Below are 23,038 nucleotides of genomic sequence, written 5' to 3'. Positions count from 1 at the left end.
ATTTAACTGTATAATTTATAAAGAATAAAAAATATACAAAGAAATATATATCTATTTGGTTGATACAGTGTATAGTGTAGCTCAGCTCAAACAGTGAGCTATTGATAACTTATTTAGTTCAAGCTTTTCTCAGTTCTCTATCGATTTGATTCATCATCTCTATCCTGCCCTGCGATACCTTTTTCTTCATTCCTTATTTAGTAGCTCTCTTTCTAAAATAATTAAACTATCGAGATATACATGTCAAATAAAACAACTGGTTCAGTAAAATGGTTCAACGAAACAAAAGGCTTTGGCTTTATCGCACCAGATAATGGCAGTGCTGATGTATTTGTTCATTTTAAAGCAATTACCAGTGACGGCTTTAAAACACTAACGGAAGGTCAAAAAGTTTCCTTTAACGTTGAGCAGGGTTCTAAAGGCCCACAGGCAGCAGACGTTACTGCACTGTAAGAATTCTGATGAGATCTTTTCGATTTTCTAGTAACGGAAAGATCTCTATTTTAGTACTATGTTTTGCGCGAGAAAAATCAACTTAAGAGCAAAATCTAGTTGTATCAAGTTAATTGCTATCTTTATTACAACAACATACCTTGGTCTGCGACCAATAGTCAGCTTAATAACGACGTTCTGACACGTCATATTCCTCACAGAGGGAATGTCAATTACTTAAACTTGCATTTCTCTTGTAGTGAGTTGGAACAAACAGGAAAAATACTAAACTCCCAAAATATGGTCTTAGGGAATTTTTATATTTCTTAAACCAAAGAGATTAGTCATTGAAAAAAACAACAGTTCGTAAAGTCAAAAAAGAAATTGTCGATGATAATGAAAATGAAGTTCGCAAAGATACTATTCATGAAGTAAGAAAAAAGATCGAGAATATTCTAATAGAACGTGAGCGAAAAAAATTATGGGATCTATAAAATGAGAAAGCCTGCAAAGAAATCAAGTAACAGAAACCGCAAGAGCAGCTTTGAAGAGAAGTTTTCCAATATGGTCGCTGAATATCAAACAGCGAAAGAAGTTTTAGATTCTTTAGTTGAAGGTACACCTGAGTATAACAAGCAAAAAAGAATCTGCGATAAGTTGTTTTCTAGTGCTGAACGGTTTATCAATGCAAATTAAATCGCTCTCTTTTAATCTGTCCTAAAGAGCGATCAGTCCTAAAGCGCGATTGAAGGAAGCAGGTGTGAACTCGGACTACTTTGGCACTTATTCTATGCGATGTATACGATCAGAAATGGACTGCTATTGCAGTCCGTTATGCTTTCTAAGCGTGCCGAATAACCGCTTGTAAACAAGTGAATGTGTCTCTTAATTAGTATGCAAGTAAAGCTCAAATAATGTACCTACCGACTCTAATAGATACACTCTATTTGCAGCTTTGTTATTTAATCATAACTTCAACTGACCTTCTCGAAAGGTCAAACCATTCTCCACATCACTCCCAAGTAGCACCGGACCATCTAAGTCAACAACTTCAGCATTGGTCGCTATCGGTAATGCGGCCTTCATGGCGAGTGACGAGCCAAGCATACAGCCACTCATAATACTAAGTCCTACTAAACGCGCCTCTTTTTCGAGTGCTAACGCTTCGGTAAGGCCGCCGGTTTTATCGAGCTTAATATTGATCATTTCATAGCAATCAACCAGGTTGGAAAGTTGTTCTCGGGTATGACAGCTTTCATCGGCGCACAAAGGAATAGGATGCTCAATCCCTTTGAGTAGATGGTCTTGGCCACTTGGCACCGGTTGTTCAATCATGGTGATATTGAATGGCTTAAGTGATGCAAACAATGTACTAAGGTCAAGCTGAGACCAAGCTTCGTTGGCGTCTATGATGATCTTCGAGTTTGGTGCTACTGCGCGGATCGCAGCGATCTTGTCGACGACGGCTTGATCGTCGAGTTTCACTTTGAGCAGAGTTGCCCCTTGGCTCACATAGTCCTTCGCTTGCTCTGCCATGCTGGTCAGTTCTGCTACCGATACCGTCATAGCTGTTTCTATGCTTGGTGCAATACTAAATAATGGGGAAGGGAAGTGACTGTCAGCAATTTGAGCTTCCAAAGCCCATAATGCACAATCTACAGCATTTCGCGCGGCACCGGCTGGGAAAGATTGCAGACTAAGCCTTGCCTCATTTGGCGTCATTGCTGTGAGCGCTTTAGCAAATTCCGTTATTTGATCGATGACAGATTCGACAGACTCACCATACCTTGGATAAGGAGTACATTCCCCCTCTGCTTCAAAGTCTTGATAGCGCAAGGTGACACGAACTAGCTCTGCATGCGTCCTCGTACCGCGAGAGATGCTAAACGGTTTTGCCAGTTTAATAGAGTGATGATGAGCGCTAATAGACAGCATGTAATGAGCTTCCTTACTGTAGTCAGGGTTAAAGTGAACGAACACGATCTGCGATTGCATCGACACCAAATCGAACAGGGTCGGTGACGGGCATGCCGAATTCTTCGCTCCATTCTAGACACAGCGCTTTCGCTTCTTTGTCAGAAATGTTTGAGGTGTTGAGACAAATGCCAACAAACTGCACTGCAGGGTTAGTAACTCGCGCTGCCATTAAGTTGGCCTCGATGGTTTGCTCGATGCTTGGTAGAGCCGCGTGAGGTAAGTGACGAATGTGCTCGCGTCCGACTTCATGGCACAGTACCAGCGCATCGGGTTGAGCACCATGGAGTAAACCTAAGCTTACGCCAGCGAAAGAAGGGTTAAACAGCGAACCTTGGCCTTCAATAATGTCCCACTCATGTTCGGTAAAGCTCGGGCTAAGCGTTTCAACCGCACCAGAAATAAAGTCTGCGACCACAGCATCGACCGAAATGCCCTGGCCTTCAATTAGAATGCCGGTTTGCCCGGTTGCTTTAAAGCGCGCTTGGCAGCCTTGATCGACCAGGGCTTTTTCAATTGCGAGAGCGGAGAACATTTTGCCAACCGAACAATCTGTGCCGACGGTCAAGAGGCGTTTTCCTTGGCGTTTTTTGCCTGTGCCAACATCAAGCTGAGCATCGTAATGCCGAACGTCAAACAGTTGTATGGCGTTTTGGGTAGCAAGTGACGCGAGCTCGGGAATATCACCAAGGCGTTGATGCATGCCAGAGGCAATATCAAACCCAAGCTGCGCCGCTTGTACAAGCGTTTCGACCCAACTTGGCGGGATAAAACCACCGGCATTCGCTGTGCCAATAACCAGTGTCTTAGCACCCATCGCTTTTGCGTCTGCCAATGATAGAGGCTCAAGGCCGAGTGATACTGTTTGCTTAGTCAGTCGTAACTCACCCAAACAGGCATCTGGTCGCCATTTAACGATGCCGCGCGCTGTTTTTGCTGCTAGAGGGTCGGTCACGTCCCCAAGGAAAAGTAGGTAAGGCTGAGCAATGTTCATATCGTCCCTCATGAATCTTGATAAATGATTGGTGAATCAGAGCTATCAAGATAGCGAGGACGAGGAGCACAATCGAATACTCTAATGTGTGTCTCCTATAACATTAAGTTATGGGCTGGTGATCTCCGAAAGCGTTTCTAGAAACTGCCTACTGGCAATCGACATAGGGTGAACATCACTGGAAAGAAGGGATACGGAGCAATCAATGTTGTCAGTTAACGCGACACGCATGAGATTGGGTTCAAGCGCATATTGCTGCGCAGTCCAAGGGTCGACAATGGCGATACCGCTGCCGAGTTTGGCAAGCTCTGCGCCTGCACTGTAGCTTCTGACGCGAAATGTCGGCGTAAAATCTGCTTTGTGAGCGGTTATCGAATCGTGCAAGCGCATGCCTAGTGGATCGCGTTCATCGAGTGCAATTATGCCGATGTCACTGTGAAACAATGTTGAAAGTGAGAGTGATGAGAGCTCGGGACTCAGCGCTTTATGATGCTCACGACTAAGGAGCACGGTCATAGATTGCTGCAGTAAAAGGCGATGTGATATGCCCGCAGGTGTTTCGCGGCCAAACGTGATGGCAAGATCGAGCTCATTGTCGAGCAGCGCCTGACATAGTTCGGCGTGATTACCCGTAGTGAGGTCAATAGAGCAGGCGTTTTTCTGGGCAAACTCAGACACTAAAGGGGTGAGCAGCTTAGTGGCTAGCACCGGCGGTGCACCAATACGGATATGTTGATGTCCAGCTTTAACTTTGTTGGTCAGAGTTTGGAACTGACCAAGCTGGCGATAGATCTTTTCCACTTCGGGTAGCAGTGTCTGCGCTTCTTGAGTCGGAACTAGCCGTCCTTTAATGCGTTCAAACAGTGAAAAGCCAAGTTGCTGTTCGGTGTGAGCCAATACGCGCGTCACGTTGGGCTGGGAAACATGCAGATTTCTGGCAGCTCCCGATACCGTTCCGGCTTGCATGATGGCGTAGAAGACTTCCAATTGTCGAAGATTCACAGTGGCTCCAAAGGCGCTAACTCATTAACAATCACTGTAATGCAAACAACAGAACGAAAAAAGGCTTGATCGCGACATGATCAAGCCTATCTGTTTCTTCTACCCAATGGTATTTGCTATTGGGAAGTGAGTGTTAGCTGAAATGAGTCCAGAGAATTGAGCCCCACACCATCATGGCGAGGCCAATGGCTAGAAACACGGCCGCTGAGCCGAGATCTTTTGCACGCCCCGATAGCTCGTGACGTTCAAGCCCGACACGGTCTACCACGGCTTCCACCGCAGAGTTCATCAATTCAACAATCATAACAAAGATAACACTGCCCACGAGGGCGGCTTTAGCGAACAAAGAAACATCTAACACAGCTGCGATGATGACTGCAAAGATCAGCGCTGCACATTCCTGGCGAAATGCCGCTTCGTTTTTCCAAGCAGCAATGAGGCCGTACCAAGAGTAACGAGCGGCGTAAATAACGCGTTTAATGCCAGTATTTTTTTGAATCTCAGTCATGGTTTAGTTCAACTTTAAAGTAAGTGCGTCGTTACGATTGTTCTCGTGCTTATCATCAACAGATTTAGAAATGTCGCCAATTGCTTGGAACTCTTCGTGAGTCCACACGGTTTTATCTTTCAATGAGGCCGGCAGTATATCAAACGATTGAATATTGTCAGCTTTTACCAACTGCAATTGTCCGTATTGCTCAAGCTTAGCAAACTCAGATAAGCTCAGCGGTGTGCCGTTAGAAACCACGTTTGGAATCAAATCCAAACTAAAGTGATAATCTCGCGTTTTCACCACCCATTTGTTTGGCAGACGTTTGCTGCTGTCCCACCAGATGCCATCGATCTCTTTAAGCTTTTCGATACTGGTGTCTTCATCTTGAGCGTCAAGCATCTTAAGGTGCTTACGGAAATACTCCGGCATCAGAACGATGAACGCATCTTGGGTAATGTCTGGATTAATTCGCAAAATCTCATAGGCGATGAGTGCACCGAGCATGTTCGAGTAGAGATCTTCTGGCGAAAACGCCGATGGATACTCTTTAAAACCGCCCACAGAAACTAGGCCGTACCATTGTGCAATTTCATGCCATTGAGCAAGACGAAACGCGAGCAGTGCGGCTAGTTTGGCTTCATCGTCTTGTTCTGTGTCTAGTTGGTCTAGGTTATTAAATACGATGCGACGGTCACGCAGTTCACGCGTAAGGTTCACTTGATAGTTGTCGCTGTTGCGCTGCTTAAGAGAACGATATAAATAGAAGGCAAAATCCGCGGTATCTCTGACGTGTGCGGTATCGATAAAGCCGCCTTTATTGGTGAAAATGAGTCCATTCACTTCGTCAGATGCGCCAAATAGGCTGCCGACAACACTGGCTGAGCCATCGTTGAATACGTGCGCATCGACATCTTCGGTATTAAGAACGTTCTTGATCGAGTAGAAAGGAACCGGGACGCTTCCTAGCTCTGCTTTAAGGCCAGTTCCAAAGGCGCAGCATGGTCTGATCCCTACTGGTACGGTCTCGGAATCTGCGAAGCTTGGCGCTGCAGCGGTCAGAGTAAGACTCAGTAGCAATAGTATTTTTTTCATAGGTGAACCAAATCAGTGAGTGGAACAAAAAAGCGCAAGATTGTGCAGTGTACGCACCTGCGGTTTGTCAAAAAAATGCAATAATTTGTCGTGAGGATAATAACCGTTTGAATAAATTGTATTTACCATTTGCTGCCAATTCGCTAATCAAGGTTTGACGGCTCAGATTGAACCTGGTTTCGCCCGTTTTGCTTTGCTCTGTATAAAGCAGCATCGGCGCTTTCCAATAGTTGCTGCGTTGTCAGCTGTTCTTCGACGAGCTGATGAGCAACGCCAACAGAAATCGATAGCACGTTGAATGGATTGTTTCCTGAATGTGGAATGTTGAGTGATATGATTTCTTGGCGCATTTTTTCCGCCAAGGTCATGGCTTCTTGAGCTGAGACATTGACCAGCAGGGCACAAAACTCCTCGCCGCCAATACGTGCGACCATATGACCACAAGGTACAAGCACTTGCTTTAAAGTGTTGGCCACATAACGCAGCGCAAAATCACCTTGAACGTGACCGTAAAGGTCGTTGTATTGTTTGAAGTGATCGACATCAATCATCATGGTAGTAATACTACTGACAAAGAGGCTATGGGTATGATGTTCAAGCTCGCTCATGAATGGGCGGCGATTCGGCAACCCAGTTAGCTCGTCAGTTTCTGCGGCGATGTGTAAACGTTGATTGGCCTCTATAAGTTCCTCTTGCAGCGCGGTCATTTCTTTTTGGCTGCGTAGCCGCAGATGCATTTCACTTACTGTGGTTGAAAGCCGACTTAAAATGGCTCGCTGTGTGTCACTCCAGTCATGTGCGCCGTGGATATTGGAAGCAATAAGAAGGCCAAATATCGCTTTACCATCGATCAGAGGAAAAATGGCTACCGAATGGATTCCTAGCTTCTTCATCATGTTGTACTCAGAATCTGCTTGGGTCTTTAGAAAATCAATGTCATTGATCACAATAGGTTCTAGAGAAAGTAGACGCCGTTGCAGCAATGCCATTGAGCCAATATTGAATCCTTTGTGGTAGGGATTTTCACTGCCATCTGCTCGCCAGGAATAGCGATAGTGAGCGATATTCTCGTCAATGGTGAGCACGCTGAGTCTGTCGATGTCGAGCAAACGGCCTATGGGCTCAAATGCACGGTACATAACTGTCGCCATGTTGTCCTCGCTGCAGGTCAGAATATTGAGTGACATATCGGCGAGGATACGATGCAGCTTACTTTGGGTTTTGTAGGCTTTGGTTTGAATCTCGATGCTCTGCTCGAGTTGATTCTGATGATGAAGCAGTTGTCGCTCTGTACGTCTTTGTGCCGCTATCGCGCGCCTTGAAGCGTTATTGAGGTTTTGCAGTGCTTTCGCAACGTAGGAGAGCTCATCTTTACGCTGAGTCAGACTGTTGGGCAGCTTTAATTTACTCGACGTTTGAGGGTTGATGGTTTTTGATATCGTATAAAGCTCGTTAAGCGGTTTAGTGACTAGCGAGTAAACCACCACCACAACAATGGCGATAATCACTAAGGCTTCTAGGGTGTTTAAAAGAAATCCTAATGCTAACCGAGATAATACTTCTTCTTGAATCTTTGAGTCGTCAATTTGATAGGACAAGGTACCGAGCATTCTACCGTGGTGGCGTAGATCATAGCTGTGAGTCGTCGACGTTAACGGTTCGGATACGTTGGCATCGAGCATGGTGCCATCGGTACTTTTGAGCTGAATATTCCGGATGTTGCTGTCTTTACTGACGCTTATTAGCAGTTGCTCCAGTTGACGAAGATCTAGATCCCAAAGCGCCTCTGAAATCGGGTAATACAGGGAGCGTACATGGCGCAGGGTATTATCTTCGGCCTGCTTCATTTCTTGTTGATAGTCGACGTAGGCTTGGATTGAAATGTTTAATAACGCCAATAAACCGGTCGCCACCACCATGATGGCGATGATTTTGTGTCTGAGTGTTTTCATGGGTAGCGATGTCACTTGAGCCCCTTAGAAGTGGGCACAAATGGGTCGATCGGGTTCTCTAGAATGTCGATTTTTCGGAAATCTATCCGCTGCCAGTCTTTATCTTTCAATATGTTGTAGAACTCAGAGGGATAAAGTACCGGTTGGAATAAATTGTATTTGGTGCGCTGTGGCCAAGGTTCATTGTGCAAATAGTGATGGATTTTGACTAACGACAGACCCACCGCGGTGAAATGGCCTCCCGCCAGAGAGGAGACTTCGCCTTGTGCCAATGCGTTTAACACTTGGTTGGATGTGTTGATTGTCCCAACAAAGATGTCGCTGCCGATTGTGATATTGGCTTCTTCGATGGCCTTAATCGCGCCAAACGCCATGTGATCGTTGGCTGTCCATAGGTAGCGTACGTTGTCATGTCTATTCAACAAGATTTTGGTCTGTTCATAGGCAATGGACTCCGACCAGTCTCCGTGCACGCGTTGGGCTAAGGAAGTATTCTCATTTTGCATGATAAATGATGTTGCCCCTGCCTCTCGATTGTTGGATGCAGGAGTGGCTTTATCACCAGAGATGAGTAGAAAGTCACCCGGCTGTCCTCTGCCTTTAACAAACAGATCCTGTGCACTGACAAACCCGATATGATAGTTGTCTGGAAATACCCCAGGTAGTAGACGCTTGGACCAGTCAGGTATGTTGGAGACAAGTCGTTTGTCATTGGATGATAAGTCATTGAGTGCAAAAGTAACTTTGATTTGTGGCGACGTTATGGACTCCAGCAAGGCGAGTCCTGCCCCTTTTTCGTTCACGAGAATGACAAAATCCGGAGTGGGACTTTGCTGCAATCTTTCGACAAGCTTTTGACGGGTGAGAAGTCGGTCACGTTCACCATGGATGATCTCGAGCTGTAAGCCCAAAGCATCTGCCGCCGCTTGTGCATAGAGGTCGACATCATGCCAAAAGCTCTCTTGCGCAAACCCGGGGTTTACGAACAACACTCGGCTATCAGCTTGATGCGGCGTATTGTCGCCTTTTGCTGCAATGGCTGTGCCTGATAATAAACAGTAGACGCAAAGCGCCCAAATCGCTCTCATAACAACACTCCCTGTGTTAGAGAAAATTATGGAAGTGATTTGTTAAAACGTCGAATAGTTGTGAGTGAAATCACATGAATGAGGCAGGAGTCTCAATTATAAAACGTTGGATATCAGGGGAAAGTAAATGGGTGATATGCAGTTTGGTGCCTAACTGGTAAGAAATTAGAGGGTGCCGGGCACCCTCTATATTCGCTTTGAAACTTAGCTTAGTGGCTTAGCCTTATTAATGCGTTTTATCCAGGTTCTTGAAGGATGAAGCTCATTGAGCACATCGACTGGCAGTGGCAGTGGGTCGCCACAAACCTCGGAAGCTAGCAGTTCGGCCAATAGTGGCGCTGAGCTGAGCCCACGTGAGCCAAGACCTAACATGCAGTAAAGTTCAGGGTGCTGAGCTAATTGAAGGAGCTGACTGCCTTGCTCATCGTAAGCATGGCTGAGCGCTTCAAAATTGGCCACTTGGCCGACAAACGGCAAATGATCTCGGCTGACCGTACGGATCCCTTGGCGCGATTGATTGTCGCTGGTGTCGACCTCGTTCACCCAATCTACATTAGGTACGCACGCTTTCAGTTTGTCGCCATTTTCTTGCTGGGCTGTCGAATCAAAGTCGGTATTGATGTGCTTACGATCGTAACTGGCGCCTATACAGTGCGTCATTGTGTTTGGATTGTGAGGTGTCATATAGCCGTCGTAACACAAAACCGACTTAATCGCTTCGAGTGTCTTTGTAGTTGGAATGTGGCTGACTTGTCCTTTTACTGCGGTCAGATGCAGCGCTTTGGTTTGAGCAAGATGGCTAAACTCGTGACCATTGGCAATAATGACGGCATCAAAATTTGGGCTCACTGGCAAGTTAGAACCATTAACTTGCCATTGACCGTTATCGACTTGCTCAATCGAATCAATTTCAGCGTTGAAATGCGTGCTAAGTTTGCCACTGTTTGCGTAATGGCGGATAAGGCCTTGAGTTAACTCAGCCGGGCAAAGCCATCCCCCTAGCGGGTAATGAACGCTAGCGTGCGGCGAGGCTACGCCAATCGCTTGGCTGGTTTGCTTTGCATCGAGTTGATGAATGAGCTCGCTTGGGAAATTGCCTTCGAGCATACGTGTAAGCTTTTGCTCTGATTTCTCATCCCACATGAGCTGCGTGACACCGCACCAATCATGGTCAAAATCAAATTGGTTTGCCGCTTGTTCGGCGAATTGTCTCGCATATAAAAACGCGGGTGCGAAGACGCGTGACACGCCACGATGTTCGCCATTGAGGAGTGGGTAGACGGCGCCTTGTCGATTGCCAGACGCACCTTCTGCCGGTTGTGAATCTTTGCAAAACAGGCTGGTTTGAATGCCACGCTTCTCTAATGCGGCGATTAAGGTTGCGCTGGCAACACCACCACCGATGATGGCGACGTGTTGTGGACGCGGTTTTTCACTGCGATAGTAAAGAGGTTCATAGTTACTATAAGGCTGCTTTTGTGCGATGTGACCAACAATCATGTCGCGTTTGGTGCCAAAGCCTTTGGCTTTTTTCATCTCAAAGCCCGCTTCAATCAGACCGCGTCGGACAAATCCGGCAGCGGTGAACGTGGCGCAGGTGCAATCTTGTTTGGCAAGTTTCACCATGCCATTGAAGAGGTCTTGATTCCACATCTCTGGGTTTTTGCTAGGTGCGAAACCATCAAGGAACCAACAGTCGACAACGCCTTGTGATGGGGTTGGCACGCTTGGTAGGCAGTCTTTAATGTCACCAAACCAGAGATCGAGTGTGATGGCGCCATCAGCGAGCACAATTCGGTGGCATTCTGGCACGGCGATAGGGTAGTGGGCTTGCAGCTGCTTGGCATAGGTTGCCAGCTCCGGCCAAGATTCATGTGCTTTGATCAGATCTTGCTGAGATAATGGGTATTTTTCAAAGCTGATAAAGTGCAGCTCTTGCAACGCCGCGTTTGGGTTTTGTTGTCTGAATTGTTCAAACCACTGCCATACCGCGAGAAAGTTCAGTCCGGTGCCAAATCCTGTTTCCGCAATGACAAAACGCGGCTGCTCGAAATCGTGCCAACGCTCCGGAAGTCGGTTTTGCTTCAAGAATACGTAACGAGTTTCTTCTAAACCATTGACATTGGAGAAGTAAACATCGTCAAATTGATCGGATACCGGGGTGCCCGACTCATTCCAGTCGAGTTGCGCATGAGTGATGGAAGTCATAATTTTGACACTTATCTCGTGTTATACCCCTAGGTAGAAAGTTATCACAACTACATTTAGTGGGGCATCGATAGCATTTATTGATGCGAATTGTACGAATTTATGGGAAAGCTGACCACTTTTATCCTGTATCTTCGTTATCATTTAGCCGTTTATGAATTTATAGGAATGTCACATGAAACGAGTCGTAATTACCGGTATGGGTATTGTTTCGAGCATCGGTAACAACGTTGAAGAAGTTTTAGCGTCTCTTAAAGCAGGCCGTTCTGGTATTAACGCCTCTGAGCAATTCAAAGAGATGGGCCTTCGTTCTCAAGTTTGGGGTGATTTGAAAATTAACCCTGCTGAGCATATCGACCGTAAAAAAATGCGCTTCATGGGCGACGCAGCGGCGTACGCATATCTTTCAATGGAGCAAGCGATCGAAGACGCAGGTCTGACAGACGATCAAGTTTCAAATGACCGCACAGGTATCGTTGCAGGTTCTGGTGGTGCGTCTGCACTTAACCAAACACTTGCAGTGGATACACTACGCGCAAAAGGCGTGAAGCGTGTTGGTCCTTACATGGTACCTCGTACTATGTCATCGACAGTGTCTGCGTGTCTGGCAACACCATTTAAAATCCGTGGTGTGAACTACACAATGAGCTCAGCATGTGCAACGTCAGCTCACTGTATCGGTCACGCGATGGAGCTTATCCAACTTGGTAAGCAAGACATCGTATTTGCTGGTGGTGGTGAAGAGTTAGATTGGTCACAAACTATGATGTTTGATGCCATGGGTGCACTGTCTACTAAGTACAACGAAACCCCAGAAAAAGCATCACGTACTTACGATGCGAACCGTGACGGTTTTGTTATCTCTGGTGGCGGCGGCATGGTGGTTGTTGAAGAACTCGAGCACGCTCTTGCACGTGGCGCAAAAATCTACGGTGAGGTTGTGGGTTACGGTGCAACATCAGACGGCTACGACATGGTAGCACCATCTGGTGAAGGCGCAGTGCGTTGTATGAAGATGGCAATGCAAGATGTTGAAGTGATTGATTACGTGAACACTCACGGCACATCTACGCCAGTAGGTGATGTTAAAGAGCTTGGCGCTATCCAAGAAGTCTTTGGTGGCAACAGTCCTGCTATCTCAGCAACGAAAGCAATGACTGGTCACGCGCTAGGTGCGGCAGGTGTACACGAAGCGATTTACTCAGCGCTGATGCTACACCATAGCTTTATTGCACCAAGCATCAACGTTGATGAGCTAGACGAAGCGGCAGAAGGCCTAGATATCGTCACTGAAACTCGTGAGCAAGAGCTAAACACTGTGATGTCTAACAGCTTTGGTTTCGGTGGCACGAACGCAACACTAGTACTGAAGAAGTACCAAGGTTAACCCTGGCTAATCAGTTCTATGATTTCCAGAGCTGACTGGTGAAAACCAGTCGCAGACGCAAGTTTTAATCCCTGGAGAGCGGGTTAAAATCCTTTTGTTCTGGATCTTGCCCAGCCAAATGGCTGGGCATTTTTGTACCTGAATTTTGCCATGCACTATCTTTCTTTCCCACCTACTCGACACATGCTGCTATATCTTGCACAATTCAGCCTATTGTAAGGACAACCCCTTTGGAACTTCCCATGAAGATTATTGTTGATGAGGCAATGCCTTATGCCGTTGAGCTGTTTAGCCAACTCGGTGAAGTGATCGCCAAACCTGGCCGCGAGTTAACGGCTGACGATCTTGTTGATGTTGATGCGCTTATGATTCGCTCGATCACTAAGGTTAATGAAGCGCTTTTAGAAAAGGCCAATGAGCTTAAATTCGTTGGCACCGCAACCGCGGGAATGGATCATGTTGACCAAGCGCTTCTAGAGCAGCGAGGTATTTTCTTTACTGCCGCTCCAGGTTGCAACAAAGTGGGCGTGGCCGAGTATGTTATCAGCAGTTTGATGGTTATTGCTCAGCAGCAAGGTTTCTCTATCTTTGATAAAACAGTGGGTATCATCGGTTGTGGCCAGGTAGGTAGCTACCTGCAAAAGTGTTTACAAGGCATTGGAATCAAGGTTCTACTTAATGACCCACTCAAGGAGCAGCAAGGCGACCAAAGAGTCTTTACTGAGCTTGATACTCTGTTAGAGCAGGCAGATGTCGTCACTATGCACACGCCGATCACTCGAGAGGGTGAATATCCAACGCATCACTTAATCAACCAGGCACGTCTTGATAATTTTCGTGCAGATCAAATTTTAATCAATGCTGCGCGTGGTCCTGTTGTAGATAACCAGGCACTCAAACAGCGCTTACTCAAGCAAGATGGATTTACTGCCGTTCTTGATGTATTTGAGTTTGAACCAGTGGTTGATTTTGAGCTACTACCTCTGTTAACGTTCGCGACCCCTCACATAGCGGGCTACGGTCTTGAAGGCAAAGCACGTGGTACGACCATGATCTTTAACAGCTACTGTGAGTTTTTGGGAGTATCTGAACGTGCAAACCCTGATGCACTTTTACCCGTTGCTCCAATCCCAGAATTGACGCTAGATCGTGCGTGGGATGAAGCAACGCTGCACAGTATGACGCAGATAATCTATGATGTACGCAAGGACGATGCGATTTTCCGCCGTGAAATTCACAGCGAAAATGGCTTCGATAAAATGCGTAAACTTTATTGGGATAGACGCGAGTATGGCGCTGTCCTTGTTAAGGGTGACGAGTCTTGTAATCTCGCTCCATTAGCAGAACTAGGATTTCAAATCGAGGTAACTAAATGAGCCAACAATTTAATATCGCTGTATTTGGAGCAACAGGTGCTGTAGGTGAAACTATGGTCGAAGTGCTACAAGAACGTGAGTTCCCGATGGGTGACATCTACCTACTTGCGAGTGAGCGCAGTGAAGGTAAGACTTATCGTATCAACGGTAAAACAGTGAAAGTTGAGAACGTAGAGAACTTCGATTGGTCACAAGTCCATATCGCACTGTTTTCTGCAGGCGGTGAGCAATCAGCAAAATGGGCGCCTATCGCGGCAGATGAAGGTGTGGTCGTAATCGATAACTCTTCGAACTTCCGCTACGACTACGACGTACCGCTTGTGGTACCGGAAGTGAACCCAGAAGCAATTGCTGAGTTTAGAAACCGCAACATTATTGCGAACCCTAACTGTTCAACAATTCAAATGCTGGTTGCGCTTAAACCGATTCACGATGCGGTTGGTATCGAGCGCATCAACGTAACCACTTACCAATCGGTTTCTGGTGCAGGTAAGAGCGGTGTTGATGAGCTGGCAGGTCAAACAGCAATGCTACTAAACGGCAAACCTGTTGAACCAAAAGCATTTAGCCAACAAATTGCGTTCAACTGTATTCCACAAATTGACCAGTTCATGGATAACGGCTACACCAAAGAAGAAATGAAAATGGTGTGGGAAACGCAAAAGATCTTCAATGATTCAAACCTAATGGTTAACCCAACCTGTGTTCGTGTGCCAGTATTCTACGGACATGCAGAAGCCGTGCATCTAGAAACGAGCGCGCCTATTTCTGCAGAGGAAGTGGTGCAATTACTAGAGCAAGCTGAAGGTGTTGAAGTCTTCCATGGTGAAGATATGCCAACTCAAGTTCGTGATGCGGGCGGCAAAGATCATGTGATGGTCGGTCGTATTCGCAATGATATAAGCCACCACAGTGGTGTGAACTTGTGGGTTGTAGCAGACAACGTCCGTAAAGGCGCAGCGACTAACGCGGTGCAAATTGCAGAAGTACTGATTCGCGACTACTTCTAATAGGTCGAACGCCCCACTCTTGTTCTGCGCTGTCTGCGAGACACTGAGTGGTGCTTTATGCACCATTGCTGTTACTTTTTAATCAAAGGCTCCTTTTTAGGGGCCTTTATACTGTTAACCAATGTAAAATTGGTACCGATATCATGCTTGAATCAAGTTTTTTAAAGGCTGACCTATAGTTTTGGAGCTAATATCCGATATAGTAACGAGATAATTTTTGTAATTTATATACCTAAATGACCTGAACCTGCACTTTGAGGTTACTTGGGTATAACGCAGACAGCTGAGCCTTCCATGCATCAAATTTTAAAGCCTTTGTTAGTGACGTTAGCACTAGCAGGAGCGACAACTTCTTTATCTATCAGCGCTGATACTATTCGATTAACCGGGCCTAACGGTGAGGTCATCTCGGCTCCGCAATATTCGCAACCTGTTCGTCAACTTGCCAATCAAGAAAGCGGTGCACCTGCGCGCTACTATGGTCCTACTGCCCAAAATGAAACCTTGTGGTCGATTGCTTCACGTTTTAAGCCATCTGGTGCCAGTGTTCAGCAAACCATTTATGCATTCTATGAACTAAACCCAGGCCAATTCGAAAAGGGTAATATTCATCAGCTGTCGCCAGGCAGTGAACTTCGTATCCCATCTAGTGCGTTGATAAATCGTGTTGATCTGCAAGAAGCGCTAGCGGTTCTAGCTGCGCATCAGGCCAAACTAAACCAACCTGCATCTGTCGTTGCGCCTCCACGAGCGCCCGTGCAGCCGAAACCAGAGCCACAAAAGCTTCAAGTCAAGCCAGAAGCAGTCACAACGCCAACTGCAGTAAACCCCGAGCCAGTTAAGCCAGTTGAAGCAACACCTAAAGCCGAAGCGGAAGTGATTACCAAAGCGCCGGATGTTCCGAAAGCGCCTGATGTAACTGAAGCGTTACGAGAAGAACTTAGTCGCTCGGAAAGCGAACTTTTGTCTTTAGAAGAGCGAAATCACCAACTAAGGTTGATGCTTTCTGAAGTTCAACACGAAGTGGAAGAACTAAAAACGGAAGTGGATAACGAAGAGCGTATCCGTACTGAAGTCGAACGTCAGCTTAGTGAAGAAAAGCGTAAACAGGCTGAAATGGCTCGATTGGCGCCAAGCCAGCTCGATGTTTGGCTCTCTAAACCGTGGTTTGTTGCTCTGCTAGCATTTGTACCAGCGCTGCTTCTTGGCCTTCTGGTGATGGCAATATTACGCTCTCGTAAACGTCGAAATGATGAGCCAACTGCGCAGCTTAATGAGGCTCAAACTGAAAGCTCGGATAAACCGGCTATGGCCGCAGCAGCAGGTGCTGGTGCGGGAGTCGCCACTGCTGCGGTTGCCAGTGACGATGATGATGAGCTGTTCTCTGATGACCTATTAGCAGGCTTGGATGATGAAGCTGAAGAGAGTGATTTAAGCCAAGAAAATGATGAGAATGATGTGTTCGCCGACCTTGATGAGGCGGATTTTGATTTCAATCTAGATGATGAAGATGACCCATTTGCCAGCATTGATGACGATGGAGAGCTCGATATTGGCGTAGTCGACCTTGATACTAGCAACAACGGCATCAGTGTTAAAGATGGTGAGAAAGCGCTGGGCCTCGAGGAAATGGAACGTGTGCTCAACGACGTTGCAGTGCCAAGTGATGATGAAGCGTTGGATTTCAACCTTTCTGACGAAGATGGAGACGACAGCAATAATGTCGTTTCACAAGATGACTTAGATAGCCTGTTTGCAGACTTTAGCTTAGATACTCAAGGTGATACCGAGCAAGAAAATAACGCACAGGTTGATGCTGAAGAGCTTCTGGAGGAAGACAGCGCGTTAAACCAAGCGCAAATGGACGAACTGCTCGCTGGCGACGACTTTGACCTCGATGAAGGCGATATCGATTTGGATGATCTTTCCGCCGACTCTCCATTGGCGTCTCTGGAACAAATCATTGCAGAGGAAAGTGACGCCGATGACGAGCCTCAATCTTCAGATAACTTGTCGGAGAGTGTAGATAACGATGATATTGACGATCTCTTTGCTCAGTTCTCGCAAATTGATGCGACTTCTGACGCTGTGCCTGAGCCTCAGGGTGAGTTAGATAATGACGATGTCGACTTGCTTGACGACATGCTTACCGATGATTTTGAGCTCTCGGATTTGGATGAATCAGACTTAACTCTTGATGAAGTTCTGTCAGAAGAGTCTGCGTCGGTAGATGAAGATGAGGATGTGCAGCTTCTTGCTGATGAAGAAACGGAGCTGGATGAGAATAGCACTGAGTTATTAGATGAAGTGCTATTTGAGAGCAGCCTATCAGATGCTAAAGATGACACTGTTGAAGATGACTTCGACTTGGATCCATTTGGCTCTGATTATCTGCTTGGTTCAGACATTAGCGATGAAGAAATGGATGCGTTATTTGCTGCCAACGCGCCAGACCCTATGTCCCAGCAAGGCCCAAGCTCTGAGCCGTTACCACAAGACTCATTGAGTGATGACGTCGAGTTAGCAGCAGAGTTGGATGATGAAGGCACTACAGAGTCACTGTCATTGGAAGATGAGCAGCTTGATGCTAATGAGCTTGATCTCACTGAGGCGTCAGTCGCCGAGGCTGAGCTTCACCAAGGTGATGAGCCAATGGTTGACGCTGCCGATGTCGAAGCGCCTAGTGCCGACTTGTCAGCAGATGAGCACACTGAAGAAGCTATTGACGCTAATACTGAATCGGACGTGTTTGATGAGGAAGTAGAGAGCACTCTAGCGCAACAAATCTCCCATCCAGCAGACGACTCTTTAGCTCAAGAGTCTATAGCCTCTGAGTCAACTTCAACCGATCACGAATCGTTTGAGCAACTTGAAACATCGGAAACTGATGACGCTTTTGAAGTATCGTCACAAGATTCAAACGTTGGCTCAATAGCCGATAATAGTGCAGAGCCCGAAGCCGTTGAATCACCAGAGCTCACTCCTCAGGTTGCTTCTGATACGGACTTTGACTTTGCACCAGAAATTGAGAGCGGTAGCAACCTTTCTCACCATGAAGATGACAGTGAGCAGTCTCGAAAAGAACTGGATGCATTGGTAGCCAATGAATTTGGGTTACCTCAAGATGATGATTGGGTGGAGGAAGAGCCTCAACAAGATCCGCTTGCTAACACGGCACAAGAGGACGATGCAGATTTCCTCGCTAATGCCCTGCAAAGTGAATACGGCGAAGAACAAGCGTTTGCCGATGCAGAGGGTGACTCAGATGATGAGCCAGTGCCTGAAGACTCTTCTGATGCAGAATTGGCTTTCAGTGACGATGAGCTGCCAGAGTATAGCGAAGATGACGCGTTTGCTGATGCCAATCTCAGCAAAGAAGAGGTATTGCCAGAACCTGCGTCTGAGCCACTAGACTCCTTTACAGAACAAGAACCACAAAGTGATGCTGCGAGTGAGCTTGAGACGGACTCATTCTCTGAACCTGTCGCAGAACTAGATGCCGACAGTTTGGTTGAGAATGCTGCTGAGAGTGATGACCATGAGCTTGGAGATGTTGCTAGTGATGAAGTCGCTGACCTACAAGTGCCAGAACAGGCAGAAGCAGAACAGCAAGTAGCAGAAAACCCAGTTAGCGAGCCATCATTAGCAGCCAAACAAGACGCATTTGATGATTTTGAGTTCCCAGAATTTACAGAGCAAGACGCCTTACTTGATATGGATGAAAGTGAGCCTCTGACAGCTGAGAGCCCGGATGTGCAGCAAGCGGATAATCATGACTTTGAGGATGATTTCTCGCTTGAATTACTCCCAGAATATGATGAGCAACAAGCAGCTGTGGATCTCGAACCAGAGGATCAACCTTTGGCGTCTGCACCAGAAATGGTGGGTGAAACGCTAGATCATTCGGAAATTGATGCACTTGCAGATGCGTTTAGCATGGTCGATATGTCAGCGATTGAACAAGAAGGCAATCTCGACGAACTTTTGCAAGACAGTGAAGGGACGACATTCTCAAACATCTCACCTGTGGATCAAACGACAGCGGACAGCGCTGGTCTTGATATCGATGCCATGTTGCAAGAGACAGCAGGGTCTGAGGCTGGTGAAGACTGGAATGGATTTACCCTTACCGATGAGCAGAGAGCTGCCATCAACCATGACATTCCAGATGAAGAGCAAGTGATATGGAGTGGCAACGATGTAGGAGCTCTTGCGAAAGCGTCCGATGAAGATTGGTCTTCACAAGATCCTGTCGCTGATTTTGATGCTCAAGAAAAGCAATTTATGACGATTGATGAGCTCATGGCTCAAGTCGATGACGGAGAGGCATCTGAGCAAGAAGAGGAAGAACTTAAGCTCGATGTTGGGTTAGATGAATTCCCTGATGTCATTGGACCGATTTCTGAGGTCGATGTAGACTCAGATTCTGAGGCTGCAGGTAATCTTGATATGGCGAAAATCTACATTGAGATGAATGATTTCGAAGGCGCGGTAAAGCTACTCGAAAAAGTCTTGCTGGAAGGCTCAGGACAAGTTGAGCAAGAGGCGAAACGGTTACTTAGTAAGCTCTCTGAGCATCAGTAAAATCCAAAAAAACGGTGGCTTGCCACCGTTTTTCTTTTTTGGGTAAACCTAGATTCGACGATATACAAAAACTGAGTGTCGCCATTAGGTCAGGTTTTGGTTATGACCTTTTCGTCGATGGACAGCAATTAATGACCGAGCTTTCACAGGCTGTGGCTTTATACCAAGTAGAGTTGCGTATATACTTTGCCCCCTTTGACAAATCACAGATGCAGAGTTAACTATGAAAGTTGCATTAGGTATTGAATATAACGGTGAAAAATACTTTGGCTGGCAAAGACAGCGCGAAGTTACCAGTGTTCAAGAAAAACTGGAAAAGGCGCTATCTATTGTTGCCAACGAACCGATCGAGGTTCAGTGTGCAGGGCGTACTGACGCCGGTGTACACGGTACAGGGCAAGTGGTGCACTTTGAGACATCTGCGATACGTAAGCCTGTTGCTTGGACGATGGGCGTTAATGCAAACCTACCCAAAGACATAGCGGTGCGCTGGGCAAAAGAAGTTCCAGAAGCGTTCCATGCGCGCTTTTCTGCAACCGCTCGTCGCTATCGTTATGTGATCTTCAATCACGATTTACGTCCTGGAATTTTATCTTCTGGTATCAGTCATTATCATGGCAACTTGGATGTAGAAAAAATGCATCAAGCAGGGCAGTACCTACTTGGTGAAAATGATTTCACGTCCTTTCGTGCTGTGCAGTGTCAATCTCGTAGCCCTTGGCGCAATATCATGCACTTAAATGTGACTCGCCACGGGCCTTACGTGGTGATTGATATTAAAGCGAACGCCTTTGTTCATCATATGGTGCGAAATATTACCGGTAGCTTGATTGTGGTCGGTAGAGGTGAGCAGCCACCTGAGTGGATAGAGTGGTTACTGGCGCAAAAAGATCGCAAATTGGCTGGCGCTACGGCGAAAGCTGACGGTCTGTATTTGGTCGACGTCGATTATCCAGATGAGTACCAGCTCCCAGAAATGCCAATTGGTCCGCTATTTTTGCCGAATGATTTGAACTCTGGTTGGTAACTAGGCTCCAAACAGTGAAAAGTTACCGTGATCAGGAGTTATGGCTTGGTCACAAGGATAGGTACAACCAGTTTTTTATCTACAGTTTGGCTGTAATATGGTTTAATCCCACGGCATTAATTAGAATTTCACACTTTCGCCATTTTGGCGGGGGTAACAAGAGAAAAGGTCTTCCATGAGTTGGCTTGAAAAGATTTTAGAAAAAAGCAACATCGTTAGCTCGCGCAAAGCATCTATCCCAGAAGGTATCTGGACTAAATGTACATCATGTGAGCAAGTACTTTATCACGCAGAACTAGAGCGTAACCTTGAGGTTTGCCCTAAGTGTAATCACCACATGCGAATGAAAGCACGTCGTCGTCTAGAAACGTTCTTAGACGAAGGTAACCGTGTTGAACTCGCGACTGAGCTTGAGCCTCAAGACAAGCTTAAGTTCAAAGATTCAAAGCGTTACAAAGAGCGCCTTTCTGCAGCACAGAAAAACAGTGGTGAGAAAGATGCCTTGGTTGTTATGCAAGGTGAATTGCTTGGTCAGCCAGTGGTAGCGTGTGCATTTGAGTTCTCATTTATGGGTGGCTCAATGGGCTCTGTTGTTGGTGCTCGCTTTGTACGCGCAGTCGAAGCTGCAATGGAAAACAATTGCGGTCTTGTTTGTTTCTCAGCAAGTGGCGGCGCACGTATGCAAGAAGCGCTAATGTCGCTAATGCAGATGGCAAAAACCAGTGCTGCACTTGAGCGTCTGTCTAAAAAAGGGCTTCCATTTGTTTCTGTAATGACTGACCCAACCATGGGCGGCGTTTCAGCAAGTCTTGCTATGCTGGGTGACATCAATATCGGTGAGCCAAAAGCGCTTATCGGTTTTGCTGGCCGTCGTGTTATCGAGCAGACAGTACGTGAAGACCTTCCTGAAGGCTTCCAACGCAGTGAGTTCCTACTTGAGCATGGTGCGATTGATATGATTGTTGATCGCCGTGAAATGCGTCAGCGCGTAGGTAGTCTGCTTGCGAAAATGACTAACCAAGCGTCACCGCTTGTGGTTTCTGTGGAAGATTCTCCACAAGAACCTGCATATGAAGTACCAGAAGCGGACGAAAAAGGGTAAAGTACTCACTAAGTTATCAAACGTTAAGATATTGACGGCTAAATGAGTTCACAATCCATTCCACAAGCCACATCGACACTACAGATGTGGCTTGATTACTTAACCAGTATCCATACCAGTGCCATTGATCTTGGCCTAGACCGAGTGTCCGTCGTGGCACAAAAAGGTCAACTTACCAAACCAGCCCCAACCGTTATCACCGTTGCCGGTACCAATGGCAAGGGGTCGACTTGTGCATTAATGGAAGCCATCTTATTAGATGCGGGCTACTCTGTTGGTGTCTACAGTTCTCCCCACCTAATTCGTTACAATGAACGTGTACGTATCAACGGCCAAGAACTGCCTGATGAGTCACACACCCAAGCTTTCGACTATATCGAAAAGCTGCGTGGTGATGTCAGCCTGAGCTTTTTCGAGTACGCGACATTAGCGGCTCTTAAGCAGTTCCAACAGCATAAGGTGGAAGTTGTACTGCTTGAAGTCGGTCTAGGCGGTAGGCTGGATGCGACGAACGTGGTTGATCATGATGTGTCGGTGATTACCAGTCTTGCAGTGGATCACGTCGATTGGCTAGGTGATGACATCAACGTTATCGGTTTTGAAAAAGCGGGCATTTATCGTTCCGGAAAGCCGGCTATTTGTGGTCAGCCGAAACCGCCTGCAACAGTACCTGCTCATGCCGATGACATTGGTGCAGAGTTCTATCAAACGGGTATTCAGTTCGACTATAAGCAAACCTCAGACACGACTTGGAGCTGGCACCACGGCACCTTCGCGCTAGAAGATTTACCTATGCCGGTTCTTCCGCTGATGAATGCCAACACAGCGCTGATGGCGCTGGGTGCTGCCAATTTGGACATTACCGACCTAAACATTGTTAACGGTCTTAAAGACGCTCGTCTGGCCGGACGCATGCAGGTCATCGCAGGCACGCCAACCACCATTCTCGATGTCGCGCACAACCCTCACTCAGCTGAGTATTTGGTCACTCAGCTTAATCGCTTGTATCCCAACACTCGATTTAAAGTGGTGATGGGTATGCTGCATGATAAAGATATCGCCGAAACTATCCGAGTTTTGAATCCTCTGACAGAGCATTGGTATCCTGCATCATTGAGTGGTCCAAGAGCTGCATCTGCGGACGAGCTATGTGCTCATCTTGATTCCAACCAAACTCTGACTCGCTATGATTCGCCTGTGGCGGCATTTGAAGCGGCGAAATCAGATGCGAAACAAGACGATCTGATTTTGGTTGTGGGTTCATTCCATACGGTTGGTGAGGTGTTGGAGCACTGCGGCGGTAAAACCGCAGAGTAA

At 46.7% G+C, this 23,038-nt stretch carries 18 protein-coding genes; 10 read left to right on the top strand and 8 right to left on the bottom strand.

The annotated features are described in order from the left end of the window. Positions 1-240 precede the first annotated feature (240 nt). From cspE to ACVA6Q_RS14300, 3 genes are all read left to right on the top strand, one after another. A complete protein-coding gene (gene cspE, locus ACVA6Q_RS14310) occupies positions 241-453 on the top strand; it encodes a transcription antiterminator/RNA stability regulator CspE (RefSeq protein ID WP_446647945.1) in 213 nt (70 codons plus the stop codon). Between the two features lie 326 nt (positions 454-779). Then, the gene (locus tag ACVA6Q_RS14305; RefSeq protein WP_446647944.1) at positions 780-926 is read left to right on the top strand and encodes a hypothetical protein; all 147 of its coding nucleotides are present in this window, start codon (positions 780-782) and stop codon (positions 924-926) included. Between the two features lies 1 nt (position 927). After that, complete coding sequence (locus ACVA6Q_RS14300) at positions 928-1,128, top strand: hypothetical protein (protein WP_446647943.1); 201 nt, start codon at positions 928-930, stop codon at positions 1,126-1,128. 270 nt (positions 1,129-1,398) lie between these two features. On the opposite strand, the gene dgcA is transcribed toward ACVA6Q_RS14300, so the two are convergent. The 8 genes from dgcA to mnmC all read right to left on the bottom strand — a co-directional run bounded on the left by dgcA (position 1,399) and on the right by mnmC (position 11,235). Then, entirely contained in the window at positions 1,399-2,364 is a 966-nt protein-coding gene (gene dgcA, locus ACVA6Q_RS14295; RefSeq protein WP_446648069.1) for an N-acetyl-D-Glu racemase DgcA, read from the bottom strand. 31 nt (positions 2,365-2,395) lie between these two features. Beyond that, positions 2,396-3,400 carry an N-acetyltransferase DgcN gene (dgcN, locus tag ACVA6Q_RS14290; protein WP_446647942.1) on the bottom strand — a complete coding sequence of 335 codons (1,005 nt, stop codon included), beginning with the start codon at positions 3,398-3,400 and terminating at the stop codon, positions 2,396-2,398. Positions 3,401-3,508: 108 nt separating this feature from the next. Beyond that, on the bottom strand, positions 3,509-4,402 hold the full coding sequence (locus ACVA6Q_RS14285) for a LysR family transcriptional regulator (protein ID WP_446647941.1): 894 nt from the start codon (positions 4,400-4,402) through the stop codon (positions 3,509-3,511). A gap of 133 nt (positions 4,403-4,535) precedes the next feature. Continuing rightward, positions 4,536-4,910, bottom strand: coding sequence for a diacylglycerol kinase (locus tag ACVA6Q_RS14280; protein ID WP_353498280.1), 375 nt, complete (start codon positions 4,908-4,910; stop codon positions 4,536-4,538). Between the two features lie 3 nt (positions 4,911-4,913). Further along, entirely contained in the window at positions 4,914-5,987 is a 1,074-nt protein-coding gene (locus ACVA6Q_RS14275; protein ID WP_446647940.1) for a DUF4056 domain-containing protein, read from the bottom strand. 143 nt (positions 5,988-6,130) lie between these two features. Then, the gene (locus tag ACVA6Q_RS14270) at positions 6,131-7,939 is read right to left on the bottom strand and encodes a sensor domain-containing diguanylate cyclase (protein WP_446647939.1); all 1,809 of its coding nucleotides are present in this window, start codon (positions 7,937-7,939) and stop codon (positions 6,131-6,133) included. 11 nt (positions 7,940-7,950) lie between these two features. Beyond that, positions 7,951-9,027 carry an ABC transporter substrate-binding protein gene (locus ACVA6Q_RS14265; protein ID WP_446647938.1) on the bottom strand — a complete coding sequence of 359 codons (1,077 nt, stop codon included), beginning with the start codon at positions 9,025-9,027 and terminating at the stop codon, positions 7,951-7,953. Positions 9,028-9,231: 204 nt separating this feature from the next. Further along, the gene (mnmC, locus tag ACVA6Q_RS14260) at positions 9,232-11,235 is read right to left on the bottom strand and encodes a bifunctional tRNA (5-methylaminomethyl-2-thiouridine)(34)-methyltransferase MnmD/FAD-dependent 5-carboxymethylaminomethyl-2-thiouridine(34) oxidoreductase MnmC (protein ID WP_446647937.1); all 2,004 of its coding nucleotides are present in this window, start codon (positions 11,233-11,235) and stop codon (positions 9,232-9,234) included. 175 nt (positions 11,236-11,410) lie between these two features. On the opposite strand from mnmC, the gene fabB reads away from it, so the two are divergent. The 7 genes from fabB to folC all read left to right on the top strand — a co-directional run bounded on the left by fabB (position 11,411) and on the right by folC (position 23,038). Further along, complete coding sequence (gene fabB, locus ACVA6Q_RS14255) at positions 11,411-12,622, top strand: beta-ketoacyl-ACP synthase I (protein WP_353498285.1); 1,212 nt, start codon at positions 11,411-11,413, stop codon at positions 12,620-12,622. Between the two features lie 242 nt (positions 12,623-12,864). Further along, on the top strand, positions 12,865-13,998 hold the full coding sequence (locus tag ACVA6Q_RS14250; RefSeq protein ID WP_446647936.1) for a 4-phosphoerythronate dehydrogenase: 1,134 nt from the start codon (positions 12,865-12,867) through the stop codon (positions 13,996-13,998). Next, positions 13,995-15,008, top strand: a complete 1,014-nt coding sequence (locus ACVA6Q_RS14245; protein WP_446647935.1) for an aspartate-semialdehyde dehydrogenase — start codon at positions 13,995-13,997, stop codon at positions 15,006-15,008. Before ACVA6Q_RS14250 ends, ACVA6Q_RS14245 begins: the two co-directional genes overlap by 4 nt. 294 nt (positions 15,009-15,302) lie before the next feature. Beyond that, complete coding sequence (locus ACVA6Q_RS14240) at positions 15,303-19,592, top strand: FimV/HubP family polar landmark protein (RefSeq protein WP_446647934.1); 4,290 nt, start codon at positions 15,303-15,305, stop codon at positions 19,590-19,592. Between the two features lie 223 nt (positions 19,593-19,815). Continuing rightward, entirely contained in the window at positions 19,816-20,619 is an 804-nt protein-coding gene (truA, locus tag ACVA6Q_RS14235) for a tRNA pseudouridine(38-40) synthase TruA (protein ID WP_353498289.1), read from the top strand. Positions 20,620-20,794: 175 nt separating this feature from the next. Next, on the top strand, positions 20,795-21,721 hold the full coding sequence (accD, locus tag ACVA6Q_RS14230; RefSeq protein ID WP_446647933.1) for an acetyl-CoA carboxylase, carboxyltransferase subunit beta: 927 nt from the start codon (positions 20,795-20,797) through the stop codon (positions 21,719-21,721). 42 nt (positions 21,722-21,763) lie between these two features. Continuing rightward, positions 21,764-23,038, top strand: a complete 1,275-nt coding sequence (gene folC, locus ACVA6Q_RS14225; RefSeq protein WP_353498291.1) for a bifunctional tetrahydrofolate synthase/dihydrofolate synthase — start codon at positions 21,764-21,766, stop codon at positions 23,036-23,038.

The sequence above is a fragment of the Vibrio sp. DNB22_10_4 genome, assembly GCF_052879755.1.
The sequence above is the reverse complement of the archived record's forward strand: the minus strand, read 5'-3'. Positions and strand labels throughout refer to the sequence as shown.